This is a genomic window from Vibrio sp. NH-UV-68, assembly GCF_042940635.1.
In the GTDB taxonomy this organism is placed as follows: Bacteria; Pseudomonadota; Gammaproteobacteria; order Enterobacterales; family Vibrionaceae; genus Vibrio; species Vibrio pacinii.
The window spans coordinates 989,019-1,015,415 of record NZ_CP134975.1 but is presented as its reverse complement, the minus strand read 5'-3'; the positions used below and the strand labels follow the sequence as shown (position 1 = coordinate 1,015,415).

At 43.4% G+C, this 26,397-nt stretch carries 24 protein-coding genes; 17 read left to right on the top strand and 7 right to left on the bottom strand.

Features of this window, described 5'->3' with window-relative positions; all coding sequences use genetic code 11:
- Positions 1-215: 215 nt before the first annotated feature.
- Entirely contained in the window at positions 216-2,843 is a 2,628-nt protein-coding gene (gene topA, locus ViNHUV68_RS04750) for a type I DNA topoisomerase (RefSeq protein WP_391089599.1), read from the bottom strand.
- Positions 2,844-3,242: 399 nt separating this feature from the next.
- Here topA and ViNHUV68_RS04745 point away from each other — a divergent pair, with 399 nt between their 5' ends.
- Complete coding sequence (locus ViNHUV68_RS04745; protein ID WP_038176921.1) at positions 3,243-3,491, top strand: YciN family protein; 249 nt, start codon at positions 3,243-3,245, stop codon at positions 3,489-3,491.
- A 73-nt stretch (positions 3,492-3,564) separates the two neighbouring features.
- On the opposite strand, the gene aroA is transcribed toward ViNHUV68_RS04745, so the two are convergent.
- The gene (gene aroA / locus ViNHUV68_RS04740; protein WP_038176922.1) at positions 3,565-4,845 is read right to left on the bottom strand and encodes a 3-phosphoshikimate 1-carboxyvinyltransferase; all 1,281 of its coding nucleotides are present in this window, start codon (positions 4,843-4,845) and stop codon (positions 3,565-3,567) included.
- A gap of 163 nt (positions 4,846-5,008) precedes the next feature.
- Entirely contained in the window at positions 5,009-5,464 is a 456-nt protein-coding gene (locus ViNHUV68_RS04735) for a glycine zipper 2TM domain-containing protein (protein WP_391089597.1), read from the bottom strand.
- Between the two features lie 20 nt (positions 5,465-5,484).
- Here ViNHUV68_RS04735 and aat point away from each other — a divergent pair, with 20 nt between their 5' ends.
- The 3 genes from aat (at position 5,485) to infA (ending at position 7,200) form a co-directional block, all read left to right on the top strand.
- Positions 5,485-6,195 carry a leucyl/phenylalanyl-tRNA--protein transferase gene (gene aat, locus ViNHUV68_RS04730; protein WP_038176925.1) on the top strand — a complete coding sequence of 237 codons (711 nt, stop codon included), beginning with the start codon at positions 5,485-5,487 and terminating at the stop codon, positions 6,193-6,195.
- A gap of 6 nt (positions 6,196-6,201) precedes the next feature.
- Entirely contained in the window at positions 6,202-6,900 is a 699-nt protein-coding gene (locus ViNHUV68_RS04725; RefSeq protein WP_038176927.1) for an arginyltransferase, read from the top strand.
- An 81-nt stretch (positions 6,901-6,981) separates the two neighbouring features.
- Entirely contained in the window at positions 6,982-7,200 is a 219-nt protein-coding gene (gene infA, locus ViNHUV68_RS04720) for a translation initiation factor IF-1 (protein ID WP_001040192.1), read from the top strand.
- 70 nt (positions 7,201-7,270) lie between these two features.
- Here infA and ViNHUV68_RS04715 read toward each other — a convergent pair whose 3' ends face one another.
- On the bottom strand, positions 7,271-7,849 hold the full coding sequence (locus ViNHUV68_RS04715; protein ID WP_038176928.1) for a thymidine kinase: 579 nt from the start codon (positions 7,847-7,849) through the stop codon (positions 7,271-7,273).
- Between the two features lie 78 nt (positions 7,850-7,927).
- Positions 7,928-9,310, bottom strand: coding sequence for a cysteine--tRNA ligase (gene cysS, locus ViNHUV68_RS04710; protein ID WP_391089594.1), 1,383 nt, complete (start codon positions 9,308-9,310; stop codon positions 7,928-7,930).
- Between the two features lie 201 nt (positions 9,311-9,511).
- Here cysS and ViNHUV68_RS04705 point away from each other — a divergent pair, with 201 nt between their 5' ends.
- The 4 genes from ViNHUV68_RS04705 to ViNHUV68_RS04690 all read left to right on the top strand — a co-directional run bounded on the left by ViNHUV68_RS04705 (position 9,512) and on the right by ViNHUV68_RS04690 (position 12,600).
- Positions 9,512-10,006, top strand: coding sequence for a peptidylprolyl isomerase (locus tag ViNHUV68_RS04705; RefSeq protein ID WP_038176931.1), 495 nt, complete (start codon positions 9,512-9,514; stop codon positions 10,004-10,006).
- Positions 10,007-10,049: 43 nt separating this feature from the next.
- Positions 10,050-10,778: a UDP-2,3-diacylglucosamine diphosphatase gene (gene lpxH, locus ViNHUV68_RS04700; protein ID WP_391089592.1), complete on the top strand. Its 729-nt coding sequence runs from the start codon at positions 10,050-10,052 to the stop codon at positions 10,776-10,778.
- A gap of 83 nt (positions 10,779-10,861) precedes the next feature.
- Entirely contained in the window at positions 10,862-12,079 is a 1,218-nt protein-coding gene (locus ViNHUV68_RS04695; RefSeq protein WP_391089590.1) for an HDOD domain-containing protein, read from the top strand.
- Between the two features lie 11 nt (positions 12,080-12,090).
- Positions 12,091-12,600: a YchJ family metal-binding protein gene (locus ViNHUV68_RS04690; protein WP_391089588.1), complete on the top strand. Its 510-nt coding sequence runs from the start codon at positions 12,091-12,093 to the stop codon at positions 12,598-12,600.
- Between the two features lie 76 nt (positions 12,601-12,676).
- On the opposite strand, the gene ViNHUV68_RS04685 is transcribed toward ViNHUV68_RS04690, so the two are convergent.
- On the bottom strand, positions 12,677-12,961 hold the full coding sequence (locus ViNHUV68_RS04685; protein WP_038176934.1) for a YeaC family protein: 285 nt from the start codon (positions 12,959-12,961) through the stop codon (positions 12,677-12,679).
- A gap of 105 nt (positions 12,962-13,066) precedes the next feature.
- Here ViNHUV68_RS04685 and ViNHUV68_RS04680 point away from each other — a divergent pair, with 105 nt between their 5' ends.
- Positions 13,067-13,897 (top strand): DUF2989 domain-containing protein, encoded by an 831-nt coding sequence (locus ViNHUV68_RS04680; RefSeq protein WP_391089586.1) that lies wholly within the window; start codon positions 13,067-13,069, stop codon positions 13,895-13,897.
- Positions 13,898-13,944: 47 nt separating this feature from the next.
- On the opposite strand, the gene msrB is transcribed toward ViNHUV68_RS04680, so the two are convergent.
- The gene (gene msrB, locus ViNHUV68_RS04675; protein ID WP_391089584.1) at positions 13,945-14,346 is read right to left on the bottom strand and encodes a peptide-methionine (R)-S-oxide reductase MsrB; all 402 of its coding nucleotides are present in this window, start codon (positions 14,344-14,346) and stop codon (positions 13,945-13,947) included.
- Positions 14,347-14,681: 335 nt separating this feature from the next.
- Here msrB and gap point away from each other — a divergent pair, with 335 nt between their 5' ends.
- From gap to ViNHUV68_RS04635, 8 genes are all read left to right on the top strand, one after another.
- Entirely contained in the window at positions 14,682-15,677 is a 996-nt protein-coding gene (gene gap / locus ViNHUV68_RS04670) for a type I glyceraldehyde-3-phosphate dehydrogenase (protein WP_391089582.1), read from the top strand.
- Positions 15,678-15,864: 187 nt separating this feature from the next.
- Positions 15,865-16,749, top strand: coding sequence for a D-hexose-6-phosphate mutarotase (locus ViNHUV68_RS04665; protein ID WP_391089580.1), 885 nt, complete (start codon positions 15,865-15,867; stop codon positions 16,747-16,749).
- 457 nt (positions 16,750-17,206) lie between these two features.
- On the top strand, positions 17,207-18,250 hold the full coding sequence (locus ViNHUV68_RS04660; RefSeq protein ID WP_038176940.1) for a hypothetical protein: 1,044 nt from the start codon (positions 17,207-17,209) through the stop codon (positions 18,248-18,250).
- Between the two features lie 83 nt (positions 18,251-18,333).
- A complete protein-coding gene (locus ViNHUV68_RS04655) occupies positions 18,334-22,131 on the top strand; it encodes an RHS repeat protein (RefSeq protein WP_391089578.1) in 3,798 nt (1,265 codons plus the stop codon).
- The gene (locus ViNHUV68_RS04650; RefSeq protein ID WP_391089576.1) at positions 22,124-23,434 is read left to right on the top strand and encodes an RHS repeat-associated core domain-containing protein; all 1,311 of its coding nucleotides are present in this window, start codon (positions 22,124-22,126) and stop codon (positions 23,432-23,434) included. The genes ViNHUV68_RS04655 and ViNHUV68_RS04650 overlap by 8 nt, the downstream gene beginning before the upstream one ends.
- Positions 23,435-23,606: 172 nt before the next feature.
- Positions 23,607-24,425 carry a 23S rRNA (guanine(745)-N(1))-methyltransferase gene (gene rlmA / locus ViNHUV68_RS04645; protein ID WP_391089574.1) on the top strand — a complete coding sequence of 273 codons (819 nt, stop codon included), beginning with the start codon at positions 23,607-23,609 and terminating at the stop codon, positions 24,423-24,425.
- Between the two features lie 85 nt (positions 24,426-24,510).
- A complete protein-coding gene (locus ViNHUV68_RS04640; protein WP_391089572.1) occupies positions 24,511-25,452 on the top strand; it encodes a ChaN family lipoprotein in 942 nt (313 codons plus the stop codon).
- A 239-nt stretch (positions 25,453-25,691) separates the two neighbouring features.
- On the top strand, positions 25,692-26,039 hold the full coding sequence (locus ViNHUV68_RS04635) for a hypothetical protein (protein WP_038176948.1): 348 nt from the start codon (positions 25,692-25,694) through the stop codon (positions 26,037-26,039).
- The last annotated feature ends 358 nt before the right edge of the window (positions 26,040-26,397 follow it).

Below are 26,397 nucleotides of genomic sequence, written 5' to 3'. Positions count from 1 at the left end.
GCACATTAATTACTTTTTAGAGCCCTGCGTTAGCTCACACAAAATCATCGAATAGCTACAGGTTAATAACATCTCGCCTACATTAAAGTGACCTAGTTCGCAGACTGATTTTATTGAGTATGATCTGCTCAATCTGTACTCACTACCATACTTGTCATAACGTTTTGCTATAAAAAAAGCAGCCATTCGGCTGCTTTTTAATTGGGTGTATTCGATTATTTTTCGGTCTTCTTACGCTTGTCGGTAATTTCCCACTTACCATCAACATATAACGCGGTATAACCTGAAGGCTTACCATCGATTTCAGAACGCACGTAATTCTCTTTGGTCTTACGACTAAAGCGCACGACCATTGGCAGACCATCAGGGTCTTTTTGTGGCGCATCTGTCAGATAATGGAATTTAGGTGAAATACGATCTTTAAATCTGACCAACTCTTCAACAAGAGGCGCTCGCGTTTCACGCGATTTAGGGAAAGTACTCGCGGCTAAAAACAGACCTGACGCACCATCACGCAGTACAAAATAAGCATCTGAATTTTCACACGGCAACTCTGGCAGGTGAACTGGATCTTCCTTAGGCGGAGCCACTTCACCGTTTTTCAAGATCTTGCGCGTGTTTTTACAACTTTCACTGGTACAGTCCATGTATTTGCCAAAACGACCATTTTTCAGCACCATGTCGCTGCCACACTTGTCACACTCGACAACTGGGCCATCATAGCCTTTGACTTTAAACTCACCATGCTCAACCACGTAGCCTTCACAGTTTGGGTTGTTACCACAAACATGCATTTTACGCTTGTCATCAATCAGGTAAGCATCCATCGCCGTTTCACAGATAGGACAACGCTTCTTCGCGCGCAGTGCAGCTGTTTCAACGTCTTCTTCAAGCACATTGATAATGCCATCTTCATCGCCAAGGTTGATCGTTGTCTTACAACGCTCTTTGGGTGGCAATGCATAACCCGAACAGCCTAAGAATACGCCAGTTGATGCGGTACGAATCCCCATTGGACGCGAACATGTTGGACACTCAATATCGGTATAGACGATATTATTTGGCTTCATACCACCTTGTTCTTCGTCAAGCTCGGCCTTCTCAAGATCGCAGGTGAAGTCTTTAAAGAAGTCATCAAGGACGGTCTTCCAGTTGGCTTCTCCTTCTGCGATTTGGTCAAGCTTTTCTTCCATACGCGATGTGAACTCATAGTTCATCAACTCATCGAAGCTACCATCAAGACGGTCAGTAACGATCTCACCCATTTTTTCTGCGTAGAAACGACGCTGCTCGACCTTTACGTATCCACGGTCTTGGATCGTAGAGATGATCGATGCGTAGGTTGATGGGCGGCCGATACCGCGTTTTTCGAGCTCTTTTACTAGCGCGGCTTCAGTAAAGCGTGCTGGCGGCTTAGTAAAATGCTGCTTAGGATCGAGCTTAATCAAATCAACGCTATCACCCACTTGAACCGCAGGTAGGATTTGATCTTCGTTTTTACCCAGAGGACGTTGAACGCGAGTCCAACCATCAAACTTGAGAATACGGCCTTTTGCTTTCAAGGTGTATTCTGCCGCTTTCACACTGACGGTGGTTGAATCATATTTAGCTGGCGTCATTTGACAGGCAACAAATTGATTCCAAATTAAGGCATACAGTTTGTGTGCGTCAGCGTCCATTCCATTGAGATCATCCGTTTTTACCGCAACATCAGAAGGTCGGATCGCTTCGTGCGCTTCTTGCGCACCTTGCTTGCTGCCATAAACATTGGCTTTAGCAGGTAAATAAGCATCACCATACTCTTCACCAATGAAGCCGCGTACGGTCTCCACAGCTTCCGAACTTAGGTTCGTTGAGTCAGTACGCATGTAAGTGATGTAACCCGCTTCATAAAGGCGCTGAGCTAACATCATGGTCTTTTTCACGCCATAGCCAAGACGCGTACTCGCGGCTTGTTGCAATGTCGAAGTAATAAAAGGGGCCGAAGGCTTGCTTGAAGTCGGTCGATCCTCTCGTTTGCAGACTTCGTAGCGCGCTTTTTCAAGCACCGCCGTCGCAACTTGGGTTTCGGCTTCATTGACAGGCTTAAACGCAACACCATCTTTTTGCGCCACTTGCAAACGAAAATCGGCTTTATCTTTGGTTTTAGTGTCTGCGTGGATATCCCAAAATTCTTCAGGAACAAAGGCCTTGATTTGACGCTCACGCTCAACCAACAGTTTAACCGCAACCGATTGAACACGCCCGGCAGAAAGACCACGCGCCACTTTCTTCCATAGCAGCGGAGAAACCATAAAGCCCACAACGCGATCCATAAAACGACGCGCTTGCTGTGCATTAACACCATCAATACTCAACTCGCCCGGTTTCTCGAACGCTTGTTGAATGGCGTTTTTGGTGATCTCGTTAAAGACTACTCGTTTGTATCGCTCTTCATCGCCACCGATGATCTCACGAAGGTGCCAAGCGATGGCTTCTCCTTCGCGGTCCAAATCGGTTGCGAGATAGACGCGGTCCGCGTCTTCAGCGAGCTTTTGCAGCTCGGCGACAACTTTTTCTTTTCCGGGTAGAATTTGATAGTTCGCTTCCCAACCATGATATGGGTCTATCCCCATTTTCTTGATTAAGGATTTACGATCTTTTTCTTTCTTAATGCGTGCTTTTTCTTCAGCGCTTAAGCCTTTAGTGGATACCGCTGCCGCTTTCTGGCCCGTACTTTGGCCAGCCGTCGGCAGATCACGTACGTGACCTACACTGGACTTTACAATAAAGTCCTTACCTAAATACTTATTGATGGTCTTCGCTTTGGCTGGCGATTCCACAATAACCAGTGACTTACCCATAATTGACTCAAGTGTCCTTTATCGAGTGCGAATTTATCGCACGACATTCTTAATATTCTGCTTCTTTTTTACTATCGAGCGAGAATGCAAGAAGATCAATCTCTTTTTTAAAAATTCTCTCTTGACTGCTCGACAAAGCAGCGATGTATCCAAAAACGCCAAGTCGATTTGATATTGATGTCCGCTTGAGTGTTAATGGTGGGCTAGAAAGTCGGACATACTAAACGTCAAGGGCAAAAAGTTGCCAAACTATCACAAAGATTTTTGCCATCAGTCACAAAACCTGTCGCTAGCGCAAGCCAACTCGATTGATCTATCGCATTGGAATTTGCTGTGCAACTCCTTACAATCACGACAACCCTTCCTGTGAGAAGCTGATTAACACGAGGCAAGACTTTTATGAGCGAGAAAAAAATCATCCCACAAAACGAACTATTGATGATAGCTAACCACCTCATTCAAGAACATGACGACTACATCGAGGGGATGCGCGCGGACAGCGTCGAGGAAAAAGAGGGCGTGCTCGTTTTTAAAGGTAACTATTTCATTGATGACAAAGGGTTACCTACCATTCAGACAACAGCGGTATTTAATATGTTTAAGTACTTAGCCCACCATTTGTCGAAAGAGTTTACCCTACAAAAATAGCAACGAAAAAGGGTTGGCACACTGTGTCAACCCTTTCATTTTTTTGAGCCTTAGATCAAAGCTCAGCAATCCGCTATGAGCTCAGCCCTGCCAGCTTGTCAAAATAGTCTGGGAACGTTTTTGACGTACATTTAGGGTCATTGATCGTAACAGGGGTGTCACTCAGCGCAACCAGAGAGAAACACATTGCCATGCGATGATCATCGTAAGTGTCGATCGCGGCATGAATCAGCTGCTGAGGGGGGGTGATGATAATATAATCTTCACCTTCTTCCACTTCCGCACCTACTTTGCGCAGTTCTGTCGCCATTGCCGCTAAACGGTCGGTTTCTTTCACTCGCCAGTTGTAGACATTACGAATTGCCGTTGTACCTTTAGCAAACAACGCAGTCGTAGCAATGGTCATCGCCGCATCAGGGATATGATTAAAGTCCATATCTACCGCGTTCAGTACGCCAACGCGAGAGATAACATAGTCATCACCCCACTCTATTTCAGCACCCATTTTCTCAAGCGCATCGGCAAACTGAACATCACCCTGGATGCTCTTTTTGCCAATACCTGTGACTTTAATCTCACCGCCTTTGATTGCCGCAGCGGCCAAAAAGTAAGACGCCGATGAGGCATCGCCTTCGACTAAAAACTCGCCTGGTGCAACATAAGATTGCCCTTTACGAATAACAAACTGCTGATAGTTATCATTTTCCACTTCGACGCCGAACTGCTGCATAATATGCAAAGTAATGTCGATATAAGGTTTAGACACTAAATCACCGATGATCTTAATGGTGACATCATCTTGGGCAAGTGGCGCTGACATAAGAAATGCGGTTAAGAACTGACTAGAAATCGAACCATCAATTTCTACCGTCCCACCCTGAAGACCGGTGCCATAAATCTTAAGTGGCGGATAGTTTTCATTTTCTAGGTAATCGATTTTGGCTCCCGCTTGACGCAGGGCCGTCACTAAATGACCAATCGGACGCTCTTTCATGCGTGGCTCACCCGTCAGAACAAATTCACCATCGCTCAAACACAGTGCCGCCGCCAAAGGTCGCATCGCTGTACCCGCATTGCCAAGAAATAGCTCTAACGCCTGTGGGCTCGTAAAGGGCTTGCCAAGACCTTCCACTTCACACACGGTTTTGTCTTGAGAAAGCGTGTAAGAAACACCCAACTGAGTGAGTGCATTGAGCATATGACGAATATCGTCGCTATCGAGCAAATTGGTTAAACGGGTTGTACCATTCGCCAATGCTGCAAGTAACAAGGCGCGATTTGATACGCTTTTAGAGCCGGGTAAGTTGACCTCACCATTGACTTTATTGATAGGTTGTAACGTAAGGCTTTCCATTAAAATTGTTAGTCCTTGCTCATCCCACTGTCCTAATGCTGAATGGAATGATGAAAAATTCTTCGTAGTTGCAGACTATCTAAAAACAACGCGTAAAACCAGAGCCAAACTGCGATTAGGACTGAATAATTATGTCACAGGGCAGAGAGCGTTAATGATCAGATTAATACGCTTTATCAACCCGCACACCATTATCAAAATAGAGTATGCGCACCTTATCACCACGTTTGAAAAGCATTTTATTATCAACATCTTGAATGACATCAATTAACTGCCCATCATCACTGTTAATTAGTAACTCAACCAATTGATACTCTAGTTGGTATTCTTGTTGGCCATGATGGCGCGCCACTCCTGCGCCTGCCACAGCGCCAACCGCTGTGGCGACTTCCTGACCAGTCCCGCCTCCAAACTGATGACCAATTACGCCCCCAATAACAGCGCCAAGCAGGGTTTGCCAACCATTGGCACGTGACTTGATAATCTCTTGTTCACTGATATACCTGACCGTATCGACTTGACCAAAAACGACTTGGTTGACGGGTCTGGCGCTATTTCTTTCATAAGCTGCATTGGCAATCAATGGAAAAACCAATATGATCCACAACCACTTCTTCATTCACGTTACCTCGACCTAATATGGCGTTTTATCTTACTGAACTTGATTCCGACCAACTCTGGTTTCCGTCTCCCTTCGAAGCGTTAACCGACCCAAACGGGCTCCTCGCTGTCGGTGGTGACCTAACCCCAGAGCGAATCAAACTCGCCTATCAAAATGGCATCTTTCCTTGGTATGGACCTGGAGAGCCGATTTTATGGTGGAGCCCTTCTCCGCGTGCGGTGTTTAACCCTAAGACCTTCAAAGCGGCAAAAAGTCTCAAAAAGTTTCAACGCAAGCACCAATATACTGTCAGTATTGACCACGCAACGAATGCTGTCATCGACTATTGCGCCTCGACTCGCAGTGAAGATGAAACGTGGTTGAATGAAGAGATGCGTGCGGCCTATAAACAGTTGGCTGCTCTTGGAATTTGTCACTCAGTCGAGGTTTGGCTTGATGACGAGTTAATCGGCGGGTTATATGGTCTTTCAATTGGTCAGGTCTTTTGTGGCGAGTCGATGTTCAGTTTAAAGACCAACGCCTCAAAAATTGCACTTTGGTATTTTTGTGAACACTTTCATAAACATAATGGTCAACTTATCGACTGTCAGGTCATGAACTCTCATTTGCAGTCCTTAGGTGCATACGAACTGGAAAGATCGGATTTTTTACAAACACTGCTATCCTTTAAGAGCCAAAGCGTAGTAGAAAACTGTTTTGCAAAACAGTGGCTAAAGAGCGAGACCTAAAGATTGATGAGTTCAGACCTACAACAAATCCGTATTGGCTTAACCGATAGCCATGCGTGCAGCTATTTAAGTGACCGTCAGGAGCGTGTGGCGGTTGCTCTCGATCCCGCGATGCACTGCGGATCAAGTTATGAGGTATTGCTTGCCAACGGTTTTCGTCGAAGTGGAGATACCATTTACAAACCTCATTGCGATCGTTGCCAAGCTTGCCAAGCGATTCGGATTTCGATCCCCGACTTCACTCTTTCTCGTAATCAAAAACGCTTGCTCAGTAAAGCTCGCTCAATAACTTGGCAATTAAAAGATCAAATGGACAACGATTGGTTTGAACTTTATAGCAAGTACATCGAGGCACGACATCGTCACGGCTCAATGTATCCTCCCAAACGGCGTGAATTTGCTCAGTTTGCTCAATGTAATTGGCTAAATACTCAGTTTTTGCACCTCTATGACGATCAGCAATTGATTGCTATCGCCGTCACCGATATGCTGTCGAACAGCGCCAGTGCCTTTTATACTTTTTTCGATCCCGAATACTCGATTTCATTAGGAACCTTAGCCGTCTTGTACCAAGCAAAATATTGCTCCCAACAAGGAAAGCAGTGGCTCTATTTGGGTTATCAGATTGATGAATGCCCAGCAATGAGCTATAAAGTCCGATTTCAGCGCCATCAAAGGCTAGTAAATCAGCGTTGGCAAGGGTAGAATACCGCCCAACTTTACTTAATTCATTTTTATCGGCATGAAAAGTCGCTAAAAATTGTCCATTTTTTAAAAGAGGATTAAATGGCTAAAGAAGACGTAATTGAGATGCAAGGCACCGTCCTTGATACTCTTCCAAACACAATGTTCCGTGTTGAGCTAGAAAACGGTCACGTAGTTACTGCTCACATCTCTGGTAAAATGCGTAAGAACTACATCCGTATTCTTACTGGTGACAAAGTAACTGTTGAGATGACTCCATACGACCTATCTAAGGGTCGCATCGTCTTCCGTGCTCGTTAATCTCTGATTCTCGAACACAAACAAAAAACGGAGCTTCATGCTCCGTTTTTTGTTTCAATCACAAGTGGCACTACTTACCAAGCGCTTCTTTGTAGTGTTGACGACAGACAGAGACATATTTGTCATTACCACCAATGGCGACTTGGTCACCTTCAGCAATCGCAACACCATTCTCATCCGTACGAATCACCATATTCGCTTTGCGTCCACAGTGACAGATAGTTTTCAATTCAACCAACTTATCAGCCCAAGACAATAAGTATCGACTGCCTTCAAACAATTCACCAAGAAAGTCTGTTCTTAGGCCATAGCACAATACTGGGATATGCAGTTTATCAACGACTTCTGTTAACTGATAAACCTGCTCTTTACTCAAGAACTGACATTCATCAACTAAAATACAGTGACGCTTTTCTGCGTCATTCAGCGCGACGGTTTCCTGATATAGATCGGTATCAGGGCGGAACAAATGCGCGTCAGACTGCAAACCAATCCGTGAACTCACTTTGCCAATACCGTAACGATCATCAAGCGCCGCGGTAAAAATCACTGGTGTCATGCCTCGTTCTTGATAATTGAACGAAGACTGAAGAAGAGTGGTTGATTTACCCGCATTCATTGCTGAGTAATAGAAGTACATCTGAGCCACGAAATGCCCTACCTCAAAATAAGAATTTAATAGAAAAAAGGGCTGAAAAACAGCCCTTCATTTAATCATCGTTGTCTATCACTTGCGACGCCAGATAGTTCCTTCTGCGCCGTCTTCTAACACAATACCCATCTCGTTAAGCTTATCTCGTGCCATATCTGCGTTGGCCCAATCTTTAGCGGCGCGACTATCGTTACGCAGCTTGATTAACGCTTCAATTTCAGCAACTTCATCATCATCGCCCACAGTACCTTGAAGGAAGACTTCCGGCTGTTGATGAAGAATACCAATCACATCGGCAAGTTCACGCATTAATGCTCCCAGAGAGCTCGCTTGATCTAATTTTTCACCTTTGAGACGGTTAATATCACGGGCCATATCAAACAGTACTGAGTAGGCCTCCGGTGTATTAAAATCATCATTCATCGCGGCAATAAAGCGCTCAATATATTCTTCACCACCCGCAGCAGGTACGCTCAGGTCAAGACCACGCAACGACGTGTATAAACGCTCAAGTGATGCACGCGCCTGATTAAGGTTCTCTTCGCTATAGTTCAACTGACTACGGTAGTGGCCCGACATAAGGAAATAACGTACCGTCTCAGCATCGTAGTGGCCTAATACATCACGAATGGTAAAGAAGTTACCTAATGACTTAGACATCTTTTCTTTGTCGACCATCACCATGCCGCTGTGCATCCAAGTATTTACATATTGGGTGCCGTGCGCGCAGCAAGATTGAGCAATTTCATTTTCATGGTGCGGGAACTGCAGATCAGAACCACCGCCATGAATATCAAAATGGTTGCCAAGGATTGATGAGTTCATTGCTGAACACTCAATGTGCCAGCCTGGACGACCAGGTCCCCAAGGTGATTCCCAAGTTGGTTCGCCTGGCTTCGACATTTTCCACAAAACAAAATCTAGAGGGCTGCGTTTAGCGCTTTCGACATCAACGCGAGCGCCCGCTTGCAGTTGGTCAAGGTCTTGCTTAGATAACTTGCCATACTCGTCAAACTTTCGAACTTCGAACATGACGTCGCCGTTACTCGCAACGTAAGCGAAACCACGCTCAATTAACTTTTCGACCAGCTCTACAATTTCTGCAATAAATTCCGTTGCGCGGGGTTCAATATCAGGACGCTTCATATTGAGCGCATCAAAATCGGTATGCATTTCGCCGATAAGACGTTCAGTCAAGGAGTCACAAGACTCACCATTTTCGTTTGCTCTCTTGATGATCTTATCGTCAATATCCGTAATGTTACGCACAAAGGTCAAGTCGTAGCCTAGGTAGCGTAAGTAACGTGAAACAACATCAAAAGAGACGAAAGTACGGCCATGACCAATATGACAGAGATCATAGATGGTTACCCCACACACATACATGCCAACTTTGCCAGCATTGATTGGTTTGAATTCCTCTTTCTGTCTTGTGAGTGTGTTATATATCTTTAACATGATCTCTTTCTAATTTTCGAGTGATACAAATGGTCGACCAGTATATCAAGTCACGCCCTGTTAGGTAATCCCTCAAACGCTCAAAAACCCATCAATGACACCGATACCTAGGTCTCAAGACGTGCTTTTGACGTATTAATGTCGCCGAAGTTGAGCTAGAATCTTGGGCTCAAGTTAAAAACATCTGTAAAGGAAACAATCATGATCACCCTTCACACTAATTTTGGTGACATCAAAATTCAGCTCAACGATGAAAAAGCACCAGAAACTAGCGCAAACTTCCTTCAGTACTGCCGTGATGGTTTCTACGACAACACTCTTTTCCACCGTGTTATCGATGGTTTCATGATTCAAGGTGGTGGTATGGAGTCTGGCCTTCGTGAAAAACCGACTCGCGCAGCAATTAAGAACGAAGCAAACAACGGCCTAAGCAATAAAATCGGCACGTTGGCGATGGCACGTACCATGGAACCGCATTCAGCAAGCTCTCAATTCTTCATCAACGTTAACAACAACACTTTCCTAGATTTTCGTAGTGAAAGCCTAGACGGATGGGGTTACTGTGTCTTCGCTGAAGTCGTTGAAGGCATGGATATCGTCAACAAGATCAAAGGCGTGAGCACTGGCTCATCAGGCATGCATCAAGACGTACCACTCGAAGATGTAATGATCACTGGCACGACTATCGAAGAATAATAAAGAATAACAGAGCGCCTAGTGCGCTCTGTTTGTATTGACTATGACCACATTATTTATATCTGATCTTCACCTCTCTCCCGCGACCCCGGCAACCACCGATTGCTTTGTTCGATTTATGCGCCAAGAAGCCATCCATGCTGAAGCATTATATGTGCTCGGGGATCTGTTTGAGTTCTGGATTGGCGATGACGACCGTTCTGAATTTGCCGAACAAATTAGAGCCGAGTTTAAAACCTTGACCAACAGCGGTGTTGCTTGTTTCTTTACCCAGGGTAACCGCGATTTTCTGGTTGGCAAACGTTTTAGCCGCCAAACAGGCGTGACGCTACTGGGCGACGAAACCGTTATCGACCTCTACGGAAGAAAAGCCTTAGTATTGCATGGTGACACCTTATGCACCCGAGATGTCAAATACCTCGAATACCGCAAAAAGGTTCATCAACCTTGGCTACAATGGTTGTTTAATCGTATTCCGATGCGTTATAAGAAAAAAATTGTCAGTAAGATACAGTCAGATATCAAAACCGATAAACAAACTAAGTCGCTCGACATCATGGATGTGACACAGAGCGAAGTAGAACACGTCATGCAAGCCTATAATGTCGACCTAATGATCCATGGCCATACGCATCGGCCTAACGTTCACACATTCGAGTCAGACCAAACCATCTGCACCAGAATTGTGTTAGGTGATTGGTATACACAGGGCTCAGTGTTAACATTCGATAAAAATGATTTCGAGTTACAGCAAAGACCTTTTTCAGGATAAGCGCAGTTTTTATGCATAATGTCGCCGCCCAATGATTTGGGCAGCCAAACGCATAAATGATTCATACGGAGCAGGTTATTACCTTGAAATACTCATACGTCGCAAGACAACCTATTTTAGATATCAATAAGCAAACGGTTGGCTATGAGCTTCTCTTTAGGGATGGACCACAAAACACGTTTCCAGAAATTGATCCAGAACAGGCAACAAGTCGCTTGTTGTCTGACCATTTTCTCTCTACTCACTACGATACCTTGGGCGACAAACTTGGCTTTGTTAACTTTCCCTATCAAAGCTTAATCAATCGAGTACCGACTCTGTTTCCAATGGATAATTTAGTCGTCGAAGTGCTTGAAGACTGCCCGCCAACTACAGAATTACTTGATGCGATCAAAGAGATGACCGCCCTTGGCTATAAAATCGCATTGGATGATTTTATTCCAAGCAAAGAGTGGCGAGCATTTCTTCCTTATATCTCAATAATTAAGTTCGACATACGCCAAGTTTCCATCGAGAAAGCACGCATTTTTATGCTGCGCTTAAGTGGTAGCAATATCGAATTTCTTGCTGAAAAAGTTGAGACTTACCAAGAGTTCGAATTGGCAAAAGACGCAGGATTTGATTATTTCCAAGGTTACTTCTTTAGCAAACCTGAGATGATCACACGTAAATCGCTTGAGCCTTCATTCATGACGGTCATCCAGCTTCTCACGGAAATAGCCAAACAAGACATGGATTTTGCGGCGATTGAGTCTCTGATTAGCACTGATGTCACCCTATCGTATAAGCTGCTCAGTTTTGTCAACTCGTCATCTATTGTCATGACTAGGATTCATTCATTTAAGCAGGCGCTTATCTACTTGGGTGAAGACAAATTACGTAAATTTATCTCGTTAGTTGCACTCGCTTCTAGCCAAGACAGCAAACCCGATTATCTCTATCGGCTATCAATTCAGCGTGCGCGTTATTGCGAACTTGTTGTCTCTCGGCTAGAGACCAAATTTGAGTCTGGTCAAGCGTTTCTAACCGGAATGTTCTCATTGCTCGACAGCTTACTTGATCGCCCTCTTGAACAAATCGTCAGCCAAATATCAATTGACGAATCAATCAAGCTTGCCATTACCAACAACGAAGGCACTCTGGGCGATATTCTTTCACTAACCAAAGCCTACGAACAGGCACAGTGGGACGATGTAAATCACTACTGTGACAAGATCGGCATTGATCAGAGCACATTAAGTGAGTGCTACGATGAATCGGTGAAATGGACCGCTGACATTCTGTCTGTCAAAACAAACTAATTGGAGTCGGTATGAATTCCTGCCCTTGTGGAAAGCCAAGCGCCTATGAACAGTGCTGTGGTCGCGTGCACAATGATGTCACTCAAGCCCACACCCCAGAAACATTGATGCGTGCCCGCTACTGTGCACATGTCAAAGGGTTAGTCGATTTTGTCGTCAACACATACCATCCTAGCTGCCAAGCACAAGCACAGCGCAGCGAAATCGCCGAGTCAATTGACAGCGATTGGACACGCTTAGAAGTTATTTGCAGCGAAGATGGCAGCCACATCGATGAAGGTTTTGTTACCTTTAAAGCCTTTTTCCGCCAAGAGGGCGACGAGTATTGTCTACAAGAGCGTTCTCGCTTTGTGCGGGAGAATGGCCAATGGCTGTATATCGATGGAACCTTCCCTTCGGAAAGTGACACTGCACGCGACATTGATGCTAGGTTAAATCAATCAATAAGCAGTATTAAGCTTGGTCGAAATGATCCATGTTTGTGCGGCAGCGGCAAAAAATTCAAAAAGTGCTGTGGGTAACATCTTAGCTAACACCGCTATAACAAAAGGCAAGGTTTCCCTTGCCTTTGTGATTTATTGATCTTCTTAAAGCGATTCACTCTTGATTTGGGTTGACTCGCACAATGTCATCCTGCCCTTGCTGAAACTGCCTTTTCAGCTCCGCTTTAGATTTAAAACTGATTTCTCCACCCTGAGCAACTGTCATATGTTGAGCTTCTGCATTATGCTTAGATTGATACAACATCACAGCTTGCATACAAGTGCCTCGCTGCTGCTCAGAAAGTAGAGTACCCTCGGGCCACTTACCAGTTTCTACTGCAAATAGTAGACGCTCATAAGCCTCAGGTGTAATGGCATTAATTAACTGCTCTGCGTCCATGTTATGTCCTATAAATCGACTAAAGTAAGCAAACACTACCGGGCTAGCAGAACGAGTCAAGACACCTGCAATGATTAAGTGTAACGGATCACAAGCAACGATAGTATGAAGATAACCAACGCGCTAACACTCTTGGGATCGAGCCTCCTACTTACAGGGTGCTTCGAAGGAAACAAGAACACTGAACAATTGTGCAATGACAACCCAGCCTTGCAATGTGAGCGACTCAATATTGACGATGGTCAATGCCGCGTTCCTCGCACTGATCTTATATGGCATCGTTTTGAAGTATTGAAAAACCCAACAGACACTAACCAAATAAAAGAATATCTGCTGTTAGCCGACTATCGAAAATGTCTCGAGCTCGCCGCACAAATTCAACCGCTCGATCAAACCAATTTGAAACAACGTCGCTTCAATGCACTGGTCAATTCTGGTGAAGATTTAGAACACATAGTCACTAAATTACAACAGTCTTCATCTCCGAACGCACTTTACTTTTTGTGGAGTCAAATTGGGGATGATCAAGCACGGCGACGCTTCTTGCAACTCGAAGGATCTCCCGCACTAGAAAGCGCGGAAATGCAATATGCCCTGGCGACTTTTTACACTAGCCGTGATCAGGGAAAGACACGCCAACTATTATTTCATGCCCTTGAGTTGACCAAGGGTAACAACATCAATACCGAAATATTTAAGTCTCTGGCCAGTACCACGTACCGACTTAACTTGAAGGAAGAAGCGTACATATGGACACGTATTGCCGAATCGTTCAATGTACCGATCGCGTCTCAAAGTGAATTACAATTGCTGTACGGATTTGAGCCCAGCATTTATGACCAACTTGACGACATCGCCGAGCAAATCGAAGATTCCATCCGTGCTGGCACTTTCAACTCAGAGCAAATTCCCAAATTTGCCAGCGCCAAACGGTAAAGTGAAAGGATAAAACAATCAGCGGTGGTTAAATCACCGCTTTTTTATCAATTGTTGAAAATTAACGACACTGAGTTAACACAGTAACGCTCACCTGTTGTTTGCGGTCCATCATTAAAAATGTGACCTAGGTGGCTGTCACATGTAGCACAACGTATCTCAGTTCTCACCATTCCGTGACTCAAATCTTCTAAATAGCGAATAGCCTCTTTATTGATAGGGGCATCAAAGCTTGGCCAACCACATCCAGAGTCATACTTATTATCAGAGATAAACAGTGGCGCTTCACAGCAAGTGCAGTAATACACTCCCGTCTCTTTATTATGCAGTAACGTCCCAGAAAATGGTGCTTCGGTCCCCTGCTCTCGGCACACTCGGTACTGTTCATCAGATAGCTTTTCACGCCAGTATTCATCAGGCTTAGTGACTTTCTCTACCTTATGTTTCAAAACGTTATTTCTCCGTATTCTCAATTTTAATCATGACTTTTTTTTCGAAAAACTTGCGAATATCAACCTTTGTAGCACATACTTTGAAACCATAAAAGGATGTTCAAACTTTCAGCACTGCTGTCAACATCTAAACTATTTTACGTCAACTGGTTTAGGAAGAAACTAGCAATCCGTTCAAAAGTTAACCATTTGCGACTAATTGTGAAAAAAAGCGACACTTTTTTTTGACTTTAAACAAGTTAAGTCCGATTATCAGTTGCAGATTTTGACTGGATTCTGTAATTTTACTACCAGTTATCTTTAATCAGAAATTAAGTTGTGGAGCAACTATAATGACTATCAAAGTAGGTATTAACGGTTTTGGCCGTATCGGTCGTTTCGTATTTCGTGCAGCGCAAGAGCGCAACGATATCGAAGTAGTAGGTATTAACGATCTTATCGACGTTGAGTACATGGCATACATGCTTAAGTACGACTCAACTCACGGCCGTTTCAACGGTACTGTTGAAGTTGAAGGCGGTAACCTAATCGTTAACGGCAAAACTGTACGTGTAACTGCAGAGCGTAACCCTGAAGATCTTAAGTGGGATGCAATCGACGTTGACGTTGTTGCTGAAGCAACTGGTCTTTTCCTAACAGATGAGACTGCACGTAAGCACATCACAGCTGGCGCTAAAAAAGTTGTTCTAACTGGCCCTTCTAAAGACGCGACTCCAATGTTCGTTATGGGCGTAAACGACGCAACTTACGCAGGTCAAGACATCGTTTCTAACGCTTCTTGTACTACTAACTGTCTAGCACCTGTTGCTAAAGTTCTTAACGACAAGTTCGGTATCGAATCTGGTCTTATGACAACAGTTCACGCTACTACAGCAACTCAAAAAACTGTAGATGGCCCTTCTGCTAAAGACTGGCGCGGTGGCCGTGGTGCTTCTCAAAACATCATCCCATCATCAACTGGTGCTGCTAAAGCAGTAGGCGTTGTTCTTCCAGAACTAAACGGCAAACTAACTGGTATGGCTTTCCGCGTACCAACAGCTAACGTTTCTGTTGTTGACCTAACAGTTAACCTTAAGACTGCTGCATCTTACGAAGCTATCTGTGCTGCGATGAAAGAAGCGTCTGAAGGCGAGCTTAAAGGTGTTCTAGGTTACACTGAAGACCAAGTTGTATCACAAGATTTCATCGGTGAAATTCAAACTTCAGTATTCGATGCTAAAGCTGGTGTTGCTCTAACTGACAAATTCGTTAAAGTTGTATCTTGGTACGACAACGAAATCGGTTACTCAAACAAAGTTCTAGACCTAATCGCTCACATCTCTAAGTAATCATTACTTTAAGATAAGCGTTTAGCGCAGAATATCGTAAAGGCGGCTCTCGAGTCGCCTTTTTTGTACCTGTTCTATTGCTCACTGGCAAAAATATCCTGAGCTAGATTTGATTCAATTGGAAGCGCTTCATATAAGAAGTGAAACCCTGTCTAATTGAATACAATTTATTTTTGAGGGACATGCGATGAACCTGAACCAATTACCGGCATTAACGGTACTGTCTGATAACGTCACGATCGTCGAACAAGACAAAGTAAAAATCGTCCGAATCATCCACAATAAAGCATCTGCTGGTATCGCTCTTCATGGCGGTCACGTGGTGTCATTCAAACCTGAAGGTCAAGACGATCTGATTTGGATGAGTGAGCAAGCCAAATTTGATGGAAAAACAGCATTACGCGGTGGTATTCCAATATGTTGGCCATGGTTTGGCCGTCTTGCCGCCCCTGCGCACGGCTTTGCGCGCACTTCGCAATGGACACTGATCGAACATCGTGAAAGTGATAACGGCGTTATTGTTGAGCTTGGTTTGATGCCTTCTGAAGAGACTCTTTCGGTGTGGCCACACCTCTTTTCTGCTCGACTATTGGTCGAAGTCAGTGAAGAGCTCACAGTGACTCTAGATGTACAAAATACCGATCAAACACCTTGGACATTTTCCGGCGCGCTGCATACCTACCTTAACCTCGGTGATATTACCCAAGCACAAACCACAGGTATGGGATCTCAATACATCGATAGCCTAAAAGGTGGCGGGGTTTTCCAAGGTGATGATGTACTTCAGCTTACCGACACCATTGATCGTGTTTACACTCAGCCGCAAGCGAACATTATCGTTAAAGATCCCGTGTTAGGTCGCTCTATGGTTGTCAAGAATCAAGGTCACAACTCGGCGGTACTTTGGAACCCATGGTCCGAAGGCGCACAAAGCATGGGTGATATGGCCGATAATGGCTATCAAACCTTTCTCTGCGTTGAATCAACATTGCACGCGGCCACATTAGAGCAAGGAAAAACGCTGCAACCTGGCGAAACCCATCAGTTGGTCACCACCATCTCAAGTAAGTAGCTTCCTGTACGCAGGTCGCCAGACCTGCGTCTATTCAATTGCCACTAGGTTGGCAATGATGTTTTTTCACTTCTATTTTCTCTTTATTCCCTTTCTATAAGCTTGAAGCAAAGACAGTATGATTGGTCTTAAAGCCTTGCTGCGAAATGAATTTTCTCAATATATCAGCCACTTCGTTTAGTTAGTTGATCCTAGCGTAATGGAATATGGACATTTCAAAGACTAAAAACAACCTCTAAATACACACAATATATATGGACATTATGAGTATTTATTCACATTAATAAAATATCGACATGGATATAAACATTGTGTTTAACAGTTTTTTAATGTCAGTTTTATCAAAAGCAATCTACATTTAATTGTCAGTACCAAAATCATTAGTTAAATTTATTTTCAACAATATTATTAAAAGCTAGTAATCATATTTCAATCAACTGATTAAATGGAGTCATGTATGAGACTTTTAAAAATATCTAACATCGTTAATTTATTAATAATCTCCCTACTACCCTCTATATCTCTAGCGCAGAGTAGCAGTCCATCTCTAACTATAAGGACAATTTCTGGTTTATCCTCGGCAACTATCTACGCTAATGGGAACATGCAAGCGAAGTTGCTTGTATCATATAAAAACATTCCTCAAGACTACACAGTTGAAAAACTTTCAATAAGGGAAGCTTATACGAATAATCCATTACCAAGTAGCTGGGAAAATAGTTCCATTGATAACGGGTACGATAGTGACATTAGTGGGTATCGCTCAGCTGAAAAAAATAAAACTGTTCAAAACTCTACTAGTCAAATATTTTATTTATCAACGCGAAATAGTGATAATAATATCACATTATGCGCTGAACTTGTGGCATCAAATGCTAATGGAAATAGGGAAACACTGACAACTTGCAACGGAGATGTTAATAGTGGTCTTGTTTATTTAAACGTGGTTCCAGAAATAAACTATGGTATCGAAGATCTAGATCAAGTAACTAGCCGTGAATGGTATGAAAACGACTCTTATGCAATAGCTCAAGAGAGGTTCACACTGAAAAACAATCGGGAAATTAGAGGTGTTGGTGGCTGTGATACAAAACATGAAAACAATGGTAAAAGATATTTAATCTCATCGACGAATGGACCTGAACACCCATATAGCGGCAATCGAAAATATGGTGCTGCATACTTATTTGAACCAGTTCGTGGAGTAGTAAGTACAAGTTTTCCATATTTTGGTATAACTGTGAACTTAATTACTTTCCGGGAAGAATTTGTTGAAAAAGAAACAGAAACATTAAAATTCAACACTACTAACAGTATCACTTTTGCTTGGCTTAATGGTCAAGATAATCTACATACATATATAAATCCATTAATCAACATTGAAATTCATTGCCCACTTGTGACATTTGTGGATAATTATGGTAATAACGGGATAATAAATATATCTAGACATTCAAATCCTAATGACAAATGGGGTAAGGTGTATTATCGCTTCCATTAACTAGTCACACTATAAATTATAGTGTTACAGTCCAATTTTAAAAATTATTTAATCGATTTATTATTGTATAATAAGGACATGTTGTGAGTATTCAATCTAATGCTAATAACTTTATGGAAAGTCTGACCTCTGACGTAGATGTTAGAACAGGGATGTATTCTGTAAGTATCCCCCTAGTCTATTTCTTGTCACATAAACTTTTGGGCCCTAGCATACCCATTACGCTTTCTTACAATGCTGGTAGCACACAAGATATCGGTTTTGGTCGTGGGTGGTCACTTTCTCTCAGTCAATACGACAAAGTATCTAACACCATAAACCTTTCAACAGGTCAATCTTTCAAGATATTTAAACCTTGGGGAAAAAAAGAGTATGAGATCCCATATAGAAAGCTCAAAGACATTAAAATAACATACTCAGCTGAAAATAAAGAACTAAAAGTAATTAGCGAAGGAGGCGTCTGTGAGCATTTGAATGAAAGTTCTGGAAAGACAAATAAAATATCATCTCCGGATGGAAAAAACGTCTATTTTAGCTATCACGAGTGGACGGGGAGAATAAATAAAATTTATGATGATGATGGACGCGAGGTACTCTTTAACTGGAGTGAGGAGGCAACCAAAGTCGATATTATCCATAATTTGGATAAAGAGACATTCCAAGTGTTGACTATTTATAAAAGCGACAATGGTGTATTCAAACGCTTATCCAGCGTAAAACTAGCTGATGAACTACCTTGTGTAGAGTTTGAATATCGATTCATCTCGAGCTCAAACTATGACGTCATAGAAAAGGTCACCCACCCCTCTGGATTGATTGAAGAGATGGTTTATCTCGATGATGGTCACTCCCTACCATCTGGATCTCCTTTGTCGAAAATTCCATTCATTCAAACTCATAAACTCATACCTGCTTCTGATAATAGTCAACCTGCTCGACTGACAGAATATGACTATTCAGATAAAAACTACCTAGGATTTGCTAGTGAAAGAGTATGGGTTCCCGGCGAAGATACATTATTTAAATCATCTGCTAATTACACTTATACCACTACAGAGATCATTAACAACTCAAAAAAAATAGTTAGAAGTTACAATAAATATCATTTACTGGACTCAGAGAAACACTATAATAATAATTCACTCTACAGAAAAGACTCATATGAGTATTACGCGATTCTCAATAAAAGTATAGAACAGCAACCTGCCATTTATAGCTTGCCCAAAACTCAGACGACGACCCATTATTATAATGGCGCTTCGAGAAGTATCACCAAAAGATACCAATATGATGATTACGCAAACCCTACTTTAATTCAAGAATCCGATGGTTCTCAGCAGGTTTATAGGTACTACCCTGCTGAAGGGGAAGAGGGTAATTGCCCTGCAGACCCTTACGATATGATTTCCCAGTTAAAAGAAGAGCAGTTTATTCCAGCCACGTATCAATATGGAGAAACACCTCTTACAACAAAATACACATATACTTCCTTAGCAAGATTAGACGACCCAAGTCAGTATTTTATTGTGTTAGCCACTGAAAGTGATGAAAATCAAACGGACGAATTAAGCTATTACGACAATAATAAAGAGTCTGATACCTACGGACGTTTAAAAGAACTCGTTTCCAGTATAAACGGCTATAACAACACAGTTACTGTCAACTACGAATCTTTAAGCAATGGAGTTAAGACAACCAGAACGGTGTTAACTCATGACGGGTTAACAAGAACTTATTCTACCTCTATAGAGTATTTCTGGGGACTACCCATTGAGAAAACAGCAGAGGGGGAATCTACGATTAAAGTAACCTATGATTCTATAGGAAGAAAAAAAAACATCATCGTAGCACCAAATACAAACAACGAATCCGCAACGTCATTTGCCTATACCGTTGGTAATGACAACAATACCATCACCCAAAGCGACGCGAAAGGGAACCTAGAAGTCACTGCGTATAACAATGCGGGAAAAGCCATAGCAATAAAGCAGTCACAGGGTATTGATCTATATACGATTAAGTCAATGACTTATAACGAATATGGTCAACTAGAATCAGTAGTCGATACTGACTGGCTAAATGGAGAGCAAATTAGTATTACTACCGGTTTTCAATATGATGTTAATGGTGAAGTGAGAGAGATAAAACACCCAGATGGTCGCCAAGAAATTATAGAGCAAAACCCAGTGTTACTGACGACTGTGCATAAGCAGGTTGGCTTAATTACAGAAACAACAAGTTATAACCTTTCTGGTCTAGAAATTTATAGAGAAACCATCGACGCAGCAGGGAATATACTGGCCAAAACTCACTATGAGTATGATGCTTTCGGCAAACTTCGCCACACAACAGATACTCAAGGTAAAGCCACAAGATATCGGTATGACGAGTTTGACCGACTCAGAGAAGTGGTACGAGTTATTGATGGACAAGATGTCATTGAGTCCTATTCTTACCCTAAGTTCACTTCTGCAGACCTATGCCAGAGTGTCAAGGTTAATGGTATATCGCTTGGTGACAGAAATTATGATGGACTAGGTCGAATAAAAGATGAGACCGTCAATGGAGCAATCAACTCATATGACTATGTGGGTGCCTCTAATCAACCAGATAGTGCAGTATTAGCTGATGGCAGTGTTGTCGATATGGTAAATAATACTCAGCTTCAAGTCACTGAAACGGTATCTGTACGCGGAAAACCCGCACTAAGCAGCCATTATACCTTCGACCCACAAACCGCGCTGCCAACCGATAGCTTAAATCAGGGAGCTAAACGAACTGTCACTCGTGACTCTTATGGTCGAATAGAAATTGATCAAATTGAGGTTAATGATGGTGAAATCAGACAGGCAAGCGAAGAATATTCACTCCAAGGTAGGCTGCTAAAGAGTTGTGATTATTTTGGTAACCGTCAGGAGTATCAATACGACGCATTAGGTCGACCAGAAATTATTACTGAACATGTTGCTGATGTCACCACAACAACACATATCGATTACGACAAATTTAGCCGTCCTTGGATGTATACAACCAAGCGTGAAAAAGATACCGCGGTTATTGCGCTAACATTCAACAGTATCGGCATGGAAACCCACCGAGTGGCAAAGTTTAATGGTGTCGAAGAGTTTAGTATTGACCAAAATTATAATAGTAATCTTCAATTAGAAACCAGAGCCTATGCAGATGGACTCGAGACCACAACAGAAACCTTCGACTATGATGAACTTGGGCGTCTAGAGACCTATTCATGCCATGGCCCCAATGCACCTTCTGATGAATATGGCCATCGTCTTCTTAAACAAGTATTCAAGCATGACCTGTATGGCAATATAGCTAAAGTCGTCAGCGACTTTCGTGATGGCACATCGAACACCGCAGTATATGCATATGACCCTAACAACCCTACCCAGTTAGTACTGGTTACTAACACACATCACAGTTATCCATCCAGTGTTCAATTGCACTTCAGCGTTAGCGGAAACATGTTGAATGATGAACAGGACAATGGCTACCATTACAACGAATTAGGCCAGTTAACCTCAATTGACAATGCTCATGGGGAACAGCTATCGCGATACCAGTATGACGGAGACGGTCGAATGGTGTCTCAAACGGTACAGGAACAATTAGTCTACCTTTTTTACCGTCACACACTAGCCAATGAAACGTCAGGGGGAGTGCATTCTAGTTACCATCATATTGCCCCAGGCCTTGTTAGCCGAAGTGTCCGTGATGACGCCGATCATATCCACCACCAACTGTTACTCGGCAACAGTCAAGGAAGCATCATTGAGTCATTGTCCACCTCAGCAGAATCTGAGAATCGAGACAAGCAAACTCGCCGCTATACACCATACGGAAAGGATGATTGTTATGAATAGCAAACACAAAGTCGATCTGCATAGCCGAAGACTATTCTTAAAACAGACAGGTGGACTCTCAGCGCTTGCTACCACAAATGCGTCATTGCCTATGTCATCAGCATTAGCATCAACCAGTTCTTTTGACACAAATGTTATTGTGAAAAGTCCGTTAGGTTTTAACGGAGCTCGACAAGACCCAGCAACTAAGCTCTATCCGCTAGGTAATGGTTACCGGATGTATAGTCCAACCCTCATGCGCTTTAATACGCACGACAACCTCAGCCCTTTTGGTCCAGGCGGCGTGAATGGCTATGCTTATTGTCTCGGAGACCCTGTCAACCGCCGCGACCCAAGTGGCCATTTTGCTCTGCTTAGTATCTTAATCGGCGCTATTGTGGGTGCCGTGGTAGGAGCAGCAGTATCTGCCGCCGCAGAGGGTATTCAGATGGCAGTTGATCCGACGCATAAATTTGACTGGAAGCAGGTGGGAATCGGAGCGGCATTGGGCTTTATTACTGGTGGTTTAGGGATTGCCGCTGCCGCACCAAAAGCCGGGACACAGTTAGGTCTTGCCATTGCTAAATCAGCATTAGCAGAGGTTGCATCTGTACCTATTTCGACCGTGACTGCTTTATCGATGCAACCCAACGCTTCAAAGGGATTGCAGATATTAGGTAAAGCGTTGGGCTTTTCACTCGCGATTGCGGGGGTAGGATATGGTCTAAAAGGGAGCGCCCAGCTTGGAAGAACGATTGCCAAAGGTCGGGTACTTAGCATCCGCTCCAGTTGGAAAAAGAGTCTGCCGTTCTATGATGATCATATTACTCTGCGGCAAGCTGTATTTACTGGTGCTAGCATTGTAAGCGGCATTTCTAGTGCTTCTGCTGGTATCGCCTTTAATACCATGAACCATTTAGGTAAAAGCTCCTATAATAGCGAGTTAGTCATGCGACTTTTCCATTTTACCAGCTCTTCGTTTGGCGCTCTGGCTGGTAAATCGATTAACCCAATAAAAAATATCAAATCCGATCCAGTGGGTTATTTATCCGCTAGATTTACAGATGTTTCGCACGCAACAGGTCTTATTGCACTGCTCGCGACAAAACCCGGTAGTGACGCCAATCGTCAATGGAATACCGTTTCATTCTTGGCTGGCATCACCTCAGTTTATACATTAAATACCCAAAACCATCTGAAGCATTTCGATAGAAAGCCACTTTGGAAGCAATTTGGCTTATCCGAATCTGTATGGAACAAAGCGTTAAGCAATAGTCCTTCAGCAAGGTTTCACTATCTGGATAGTGATCTACTTCCTTATTAGTTTGTGTTGTTAATTACTAGTAAGTAATTAAAACAACGATCATCAATACGGTTATTAGTATCTTTTATTAACCTAGGCTTAGGGCAGCAAAACTGCCCTTTGTTTTCTTGGTGCTAGTGCCTGACAACGCTTCCTGATAAAATCTTCGCCTTCACTATTAAGCGAGCGATTTATGTCTTACACCTGCCCTCTATGTCATCAAACTTTGAGTTTTTCTCAACACACCTATCAGTGTGCCAACAACCACAGTTTTGATCTCGCGAAAGAAGGCTATGTCAATCTCATGCCTGTGCAACATAAACGCTCAAAAGATCCTGGTGATAACAAAGAGATGATGCAAGCTCGTCGTCGATTTTTGCAACAGGGCCATTATCAACCTTTGATGCAACGAGTCGCTGAAGTTTGCGCACAACATACAGTTAACACTCCGCATCGCCTACTCGATATTGGATGTGGAGAGGGCTATTACACTACGCAAGTCGCCACTGCGCTCACTAAGCAGTTCGAGCCAGCTCAAACCTATGGCCTCGACATTTCAAAAGTAGCGATTCGTTATGCCGCCAAACGCTACCTCAACTGCCATTTCAGTGTCGCTTCGAGTCATCGCTTACCTTTTGCTGATCAAAGCTTAGATGCCGTACTGCGTATTTATGCACCTTGCAAGGCACAAGAGCTACAACGTGTTGTAAGTGACAACGGGGTTGTCATCACGGTGACGCCTGCCGCTCGTCATCTTTATCAACTACGGGCTAACATTTACCCGGACGTCAGGCTGCACAACGAAGAAGCGGAGGCTATCGCAGGCTTTGAGCTTGAGCATCAAGAGATGCTTAACTACACCATGTCACTAGGTGAAGGGGCCGGATTCGACCTACTGCAAATGACCCCTTTTGCGTGGAAAGCCAGTGACGAACTACGTCAAAAACTGACGCAGGCGAGTTTATTTGAGTGTGAAGCACATTTTATGATCCGAGTTTATCGTAAACAATAACCCAAACAAACGACAATAATTCTCATTAAAATTGAGTTGTCCCATAGCCTCGATTACTATTAGATTATCTTTAGTGGAGGCTTTTATGTTTCAGCGTATATTCATCGCACTATTATCAACGCTACTTAGCGCTTGCTCAATGTCGCCCCATTCCGAGCAAGCGATCATTAGCTTTTATGACTATCAACTCTATTCTCCTCAATTGACCCCCGTCGAACTACAGACACTATCTGACGACATTAACCAAGCCGACATCATCTTAATTGGCGAGTGGCATACTCATGCTGGAATCCATCGCTTTCAAAGCGACTTTCTTAAGCAGCGACTACAGCAGCAACGACCTGTCACACTGTCTATGGAGCAATTTTCGCGAGACAAACAAGCGGTTGTCGACCGTTACTTAGCTGGCGAAATTGGAGAGCAGGTGCTGATCAAGCAAGGCGCAGCTTGGCCAAACTATGAAAGTGATTACCGACCATTAATCGAACTTGCCAAGTCACATAATGCCGATATTATCGCAGCGAACGCGCCCAGAGCCATCGTACGCTGTATCGGGCGACAAGGGTTAAGCTATCTTGACACACTCGATAGTCAACAGCGTCAATGGGTTGCAGCGCAGATTGACGACTCCGAAAGCCCTTATAAAGAGAAATTTATGGCGTCAATGCATCATGGCACACTGGAGCAAACGACACGTCAATATGCGGCGCAAGTAACATGGGATGAGACGATGGCAGACAGTATTGTCACTTACCTTCAACACCATCCCTCAGTTCAAATCGTCCATATTGCGGGCAAGTTTCATACCGAGCAAGGACTAGGCATCAAGGCGTCAATACTCAAACGTAATCCAAACCTCAAGGTTGTGGTTATTACCCCAGGATCGCTCGCCTCCATCAGAACATCCTTAAAGCAAGATTACTGGCTTGATGTTCTTGAACCACCAGCGCGTTACGTCAGCGAAGAGAATCGCCAAGCGGCCTATCGCCATATCGGCCAAACAAATAATGACTCAGACTGCCAATAGCACTGATTTTGCTTTGATCATCAATCAGACGAGCTTTTTGGGATGAGGAATGTGGTAAACACTCGCGCATTTCTTCTCACTGGCGAGGAAGCCAGTGAGCAATAGTTAAACAAGCACGGTTAATAGTTAAACAGGCACGATTTATGCTTGGTTTGTTTTTACACAAATTTTGCATATTTTGCACAAGTTTTTCTTAAAGCAGTCGATATATTGTCTGAGGATGATGTAAGGAGATCATTATGACACCAGTAGGAATGGAGCCAGCCAAGCTGTCACCGACCCAGCAGGTAAAGCCTCAAGCAGCTGCAGCTGACGCCGCCTCTAAACCAGCCCCACTCAAAGTGGAGCAAAATAAAGTGACCCTTTCCGATGAAGGTAAAGCGCTTTTAGCTGCTCTTCAAGAGATTGATAAAGAAAGTAAAATTGCTGATAAGAGCGTCGGCGAGAAAGTCGAGTCGTTTGCCCATGGCGCACTAGGGATGGATCATCCAGACAAAATTGAACAAGAGGAAGATGGTTCGTATTCTGCAGGGCAATATCTTTCCGCAGCGGCAACGGTTGGTGGCATTCTGCTGGCACTCATTTAGGGTCTTGCCAGCTTGGCCATAACCCTCTATTCCCCTCACGACAAATCACCCGGTTTGTCGAGAATTAGCTGTGGATCCGATAATTTCATCCTTTTTAAATCATGACATCATTGCGCGTGGCTGATTTCAACATTCAATAAACTAACATTTTTGGACTGACATTAATGCTACTCTCAATGGCTATTTTGTTGATATCTTTTTCTAAATAAGTTCCAACGCTTTCCTCACCATTACTCAACACAACCGCTCTCTTGATTCAAAGCTCAGTAATTGGTGAGCTTTTTCTATCCCTTGTAACAGAAGCCGTGACGCCTTGTTGTTATCATTTTGCAACCAAAGTGAAATATTCACGAAATAA

What these genes read in the sequence shown, in the direction of transcription:
- topA (WP_391089599.1), bottom strand. Translation starts at nt 2,843, where the DNA reads ATGGGTAAGTCACTGGTTATTGTGGAATCGCCAGCCAAAGCGAAGACC.
- ViNHUV68_RS04745 (WP_038176921.1), top strand. Translation starts at nt 3,243, where the DNA reads ATGAGCGAGAAAAAAATCATCCCACAAAACGAACTATTGATGATAGCT.
- aroA (WP_038176922.1), bottom strand. Translation starts at nt 4,845, where the DNA reads ATGGAAAGCCTTACGTTACAACCTATCAATAAAGTCAATGGTGAGGTC.
- ViNHUV68_RS04735 (WP_391089597.1), bottom strand. Translation starts at nt 5,464, where the DNA reads ATGAAGAAGTGGTTGTGGATCATATTGGTTTTTCCATTGATTGCCAAT.
- aat (WP_038176925.1), top strand. Translation starts at nt 5,485, where the DNA reads ATGGCGTTTTATCTTACTGAACTTGATTCCGACCAACTCTGGTTTCCG.
- ViNHUV68_RS04725 (WP_038176927.1), top strand. Translation starts at nt 6,202, where the DNA reads ATGAGTTCAGACCTACAACAAATCCGTATTGGCTTAACCGATAGCCAT.
- infA (WP_001040192.1), top strand. Translation starts at nt 6,982, where the DNA reads ATGGCTAAAGAAGACGTAATTGAGATGCAAGGCACCGTCCTTGATACT.
- cysS (WP_391089594.1), bottom strand. Translation starts at nt 9,310, where the DNA reads ATGTTAAAGATATATAACACACTCACAAGACAGAAAGAGGAATTCAAA.
- ViNHUV68_RS04705 (WP_038176931.1), top strand. Translation starts at nt 9,512, where the DNA reads ATGATCACCCTTCACACTAATTTTGGTGACATCAAAATTCAGCTCAAC.
- lpxH (WP_391089592.1), top strand. Translation starts at nt 10,050, where the DNA reads ATGACCACATTATTTATATCTGATCTTCACCTCTCTCCCGCGACCCCG.
- ViNHUV68_RS04690 (WP_391089588.1), top strand. Translation starts at nt 12,091, where the DNA reads ATGAATTCCTGCCCTTGTGGAAAGCCAAGCGCCTATGAACAGTGCTGT.
- ViNHUV68_RS04685 (WP_038176934.1), bottom strand. Translation starts at nt 12,961, where the DNA reads ATGGACGCAGAGCAGTTAATTAATGCCATTACACCTGAGGCTTATGAG.
- ViNHUV68_RS04680 (WP_391089586.1), top strand. Translation starts at nt 13,067, where the DNA reads ATGAAGATAACCAACGCGCTAACACTCTTGGGATCGAGCCTCCTACTT.
- gap (WP_391089582.1), top strand. Translation starts at nt 14,682, where the DNA reads ATGACTATCAAAGTAGGTATTAACGGTTTTGGCCGTATCGGTCGTTTC.
- ViNHUV68_RS04665 (WP_391089580.1), top strand. Translation starts at nt 15,865, where the DNA reads ATGAACCTGAACCAATTACCGGCATTAACGGTACTGTCTGATAACGTC.
- ViNHUV68_RS04660 (WP_038176940.1), top strand. Translation starts at nt 17,207, where the DNA reads ATGAGACTTTTAAAAATATCTAACATCGTTAATTTATTAATAATCTCC.
- ViNHUV68_RS04650 (WP_391089576.1), top strand. Translation starts at nt 22,124, where the DNA reads ATGAATAGCAAACACAAAGTCGATCTGCATAGCCGAAGACTATTCTTA.
- rlmA (WP_391089574.1), top strand. Translation starts at nt 23,607, where the DNA reads ATGTCTTACACCTGCCCTCTATGTCATCAAACTTTGAGTTTTTCTCAA.
- ViNHUV68_RS04640 (WP_391089572.1), top strand. Translation starts at nt 24,511, where the DNA reads ATGTTTCAGCGTATATTCATCGCACTATTATCAACGCTACTTAGCGCT.
- ViNHUV68_RS04635 (WP_038176948.1), top strand. Translation starts at nt 25,692, where the DNA reads ATGACACCAGTAGGAATGGAGCCAGCCAAGCTGTCACCGACCCAGCAG.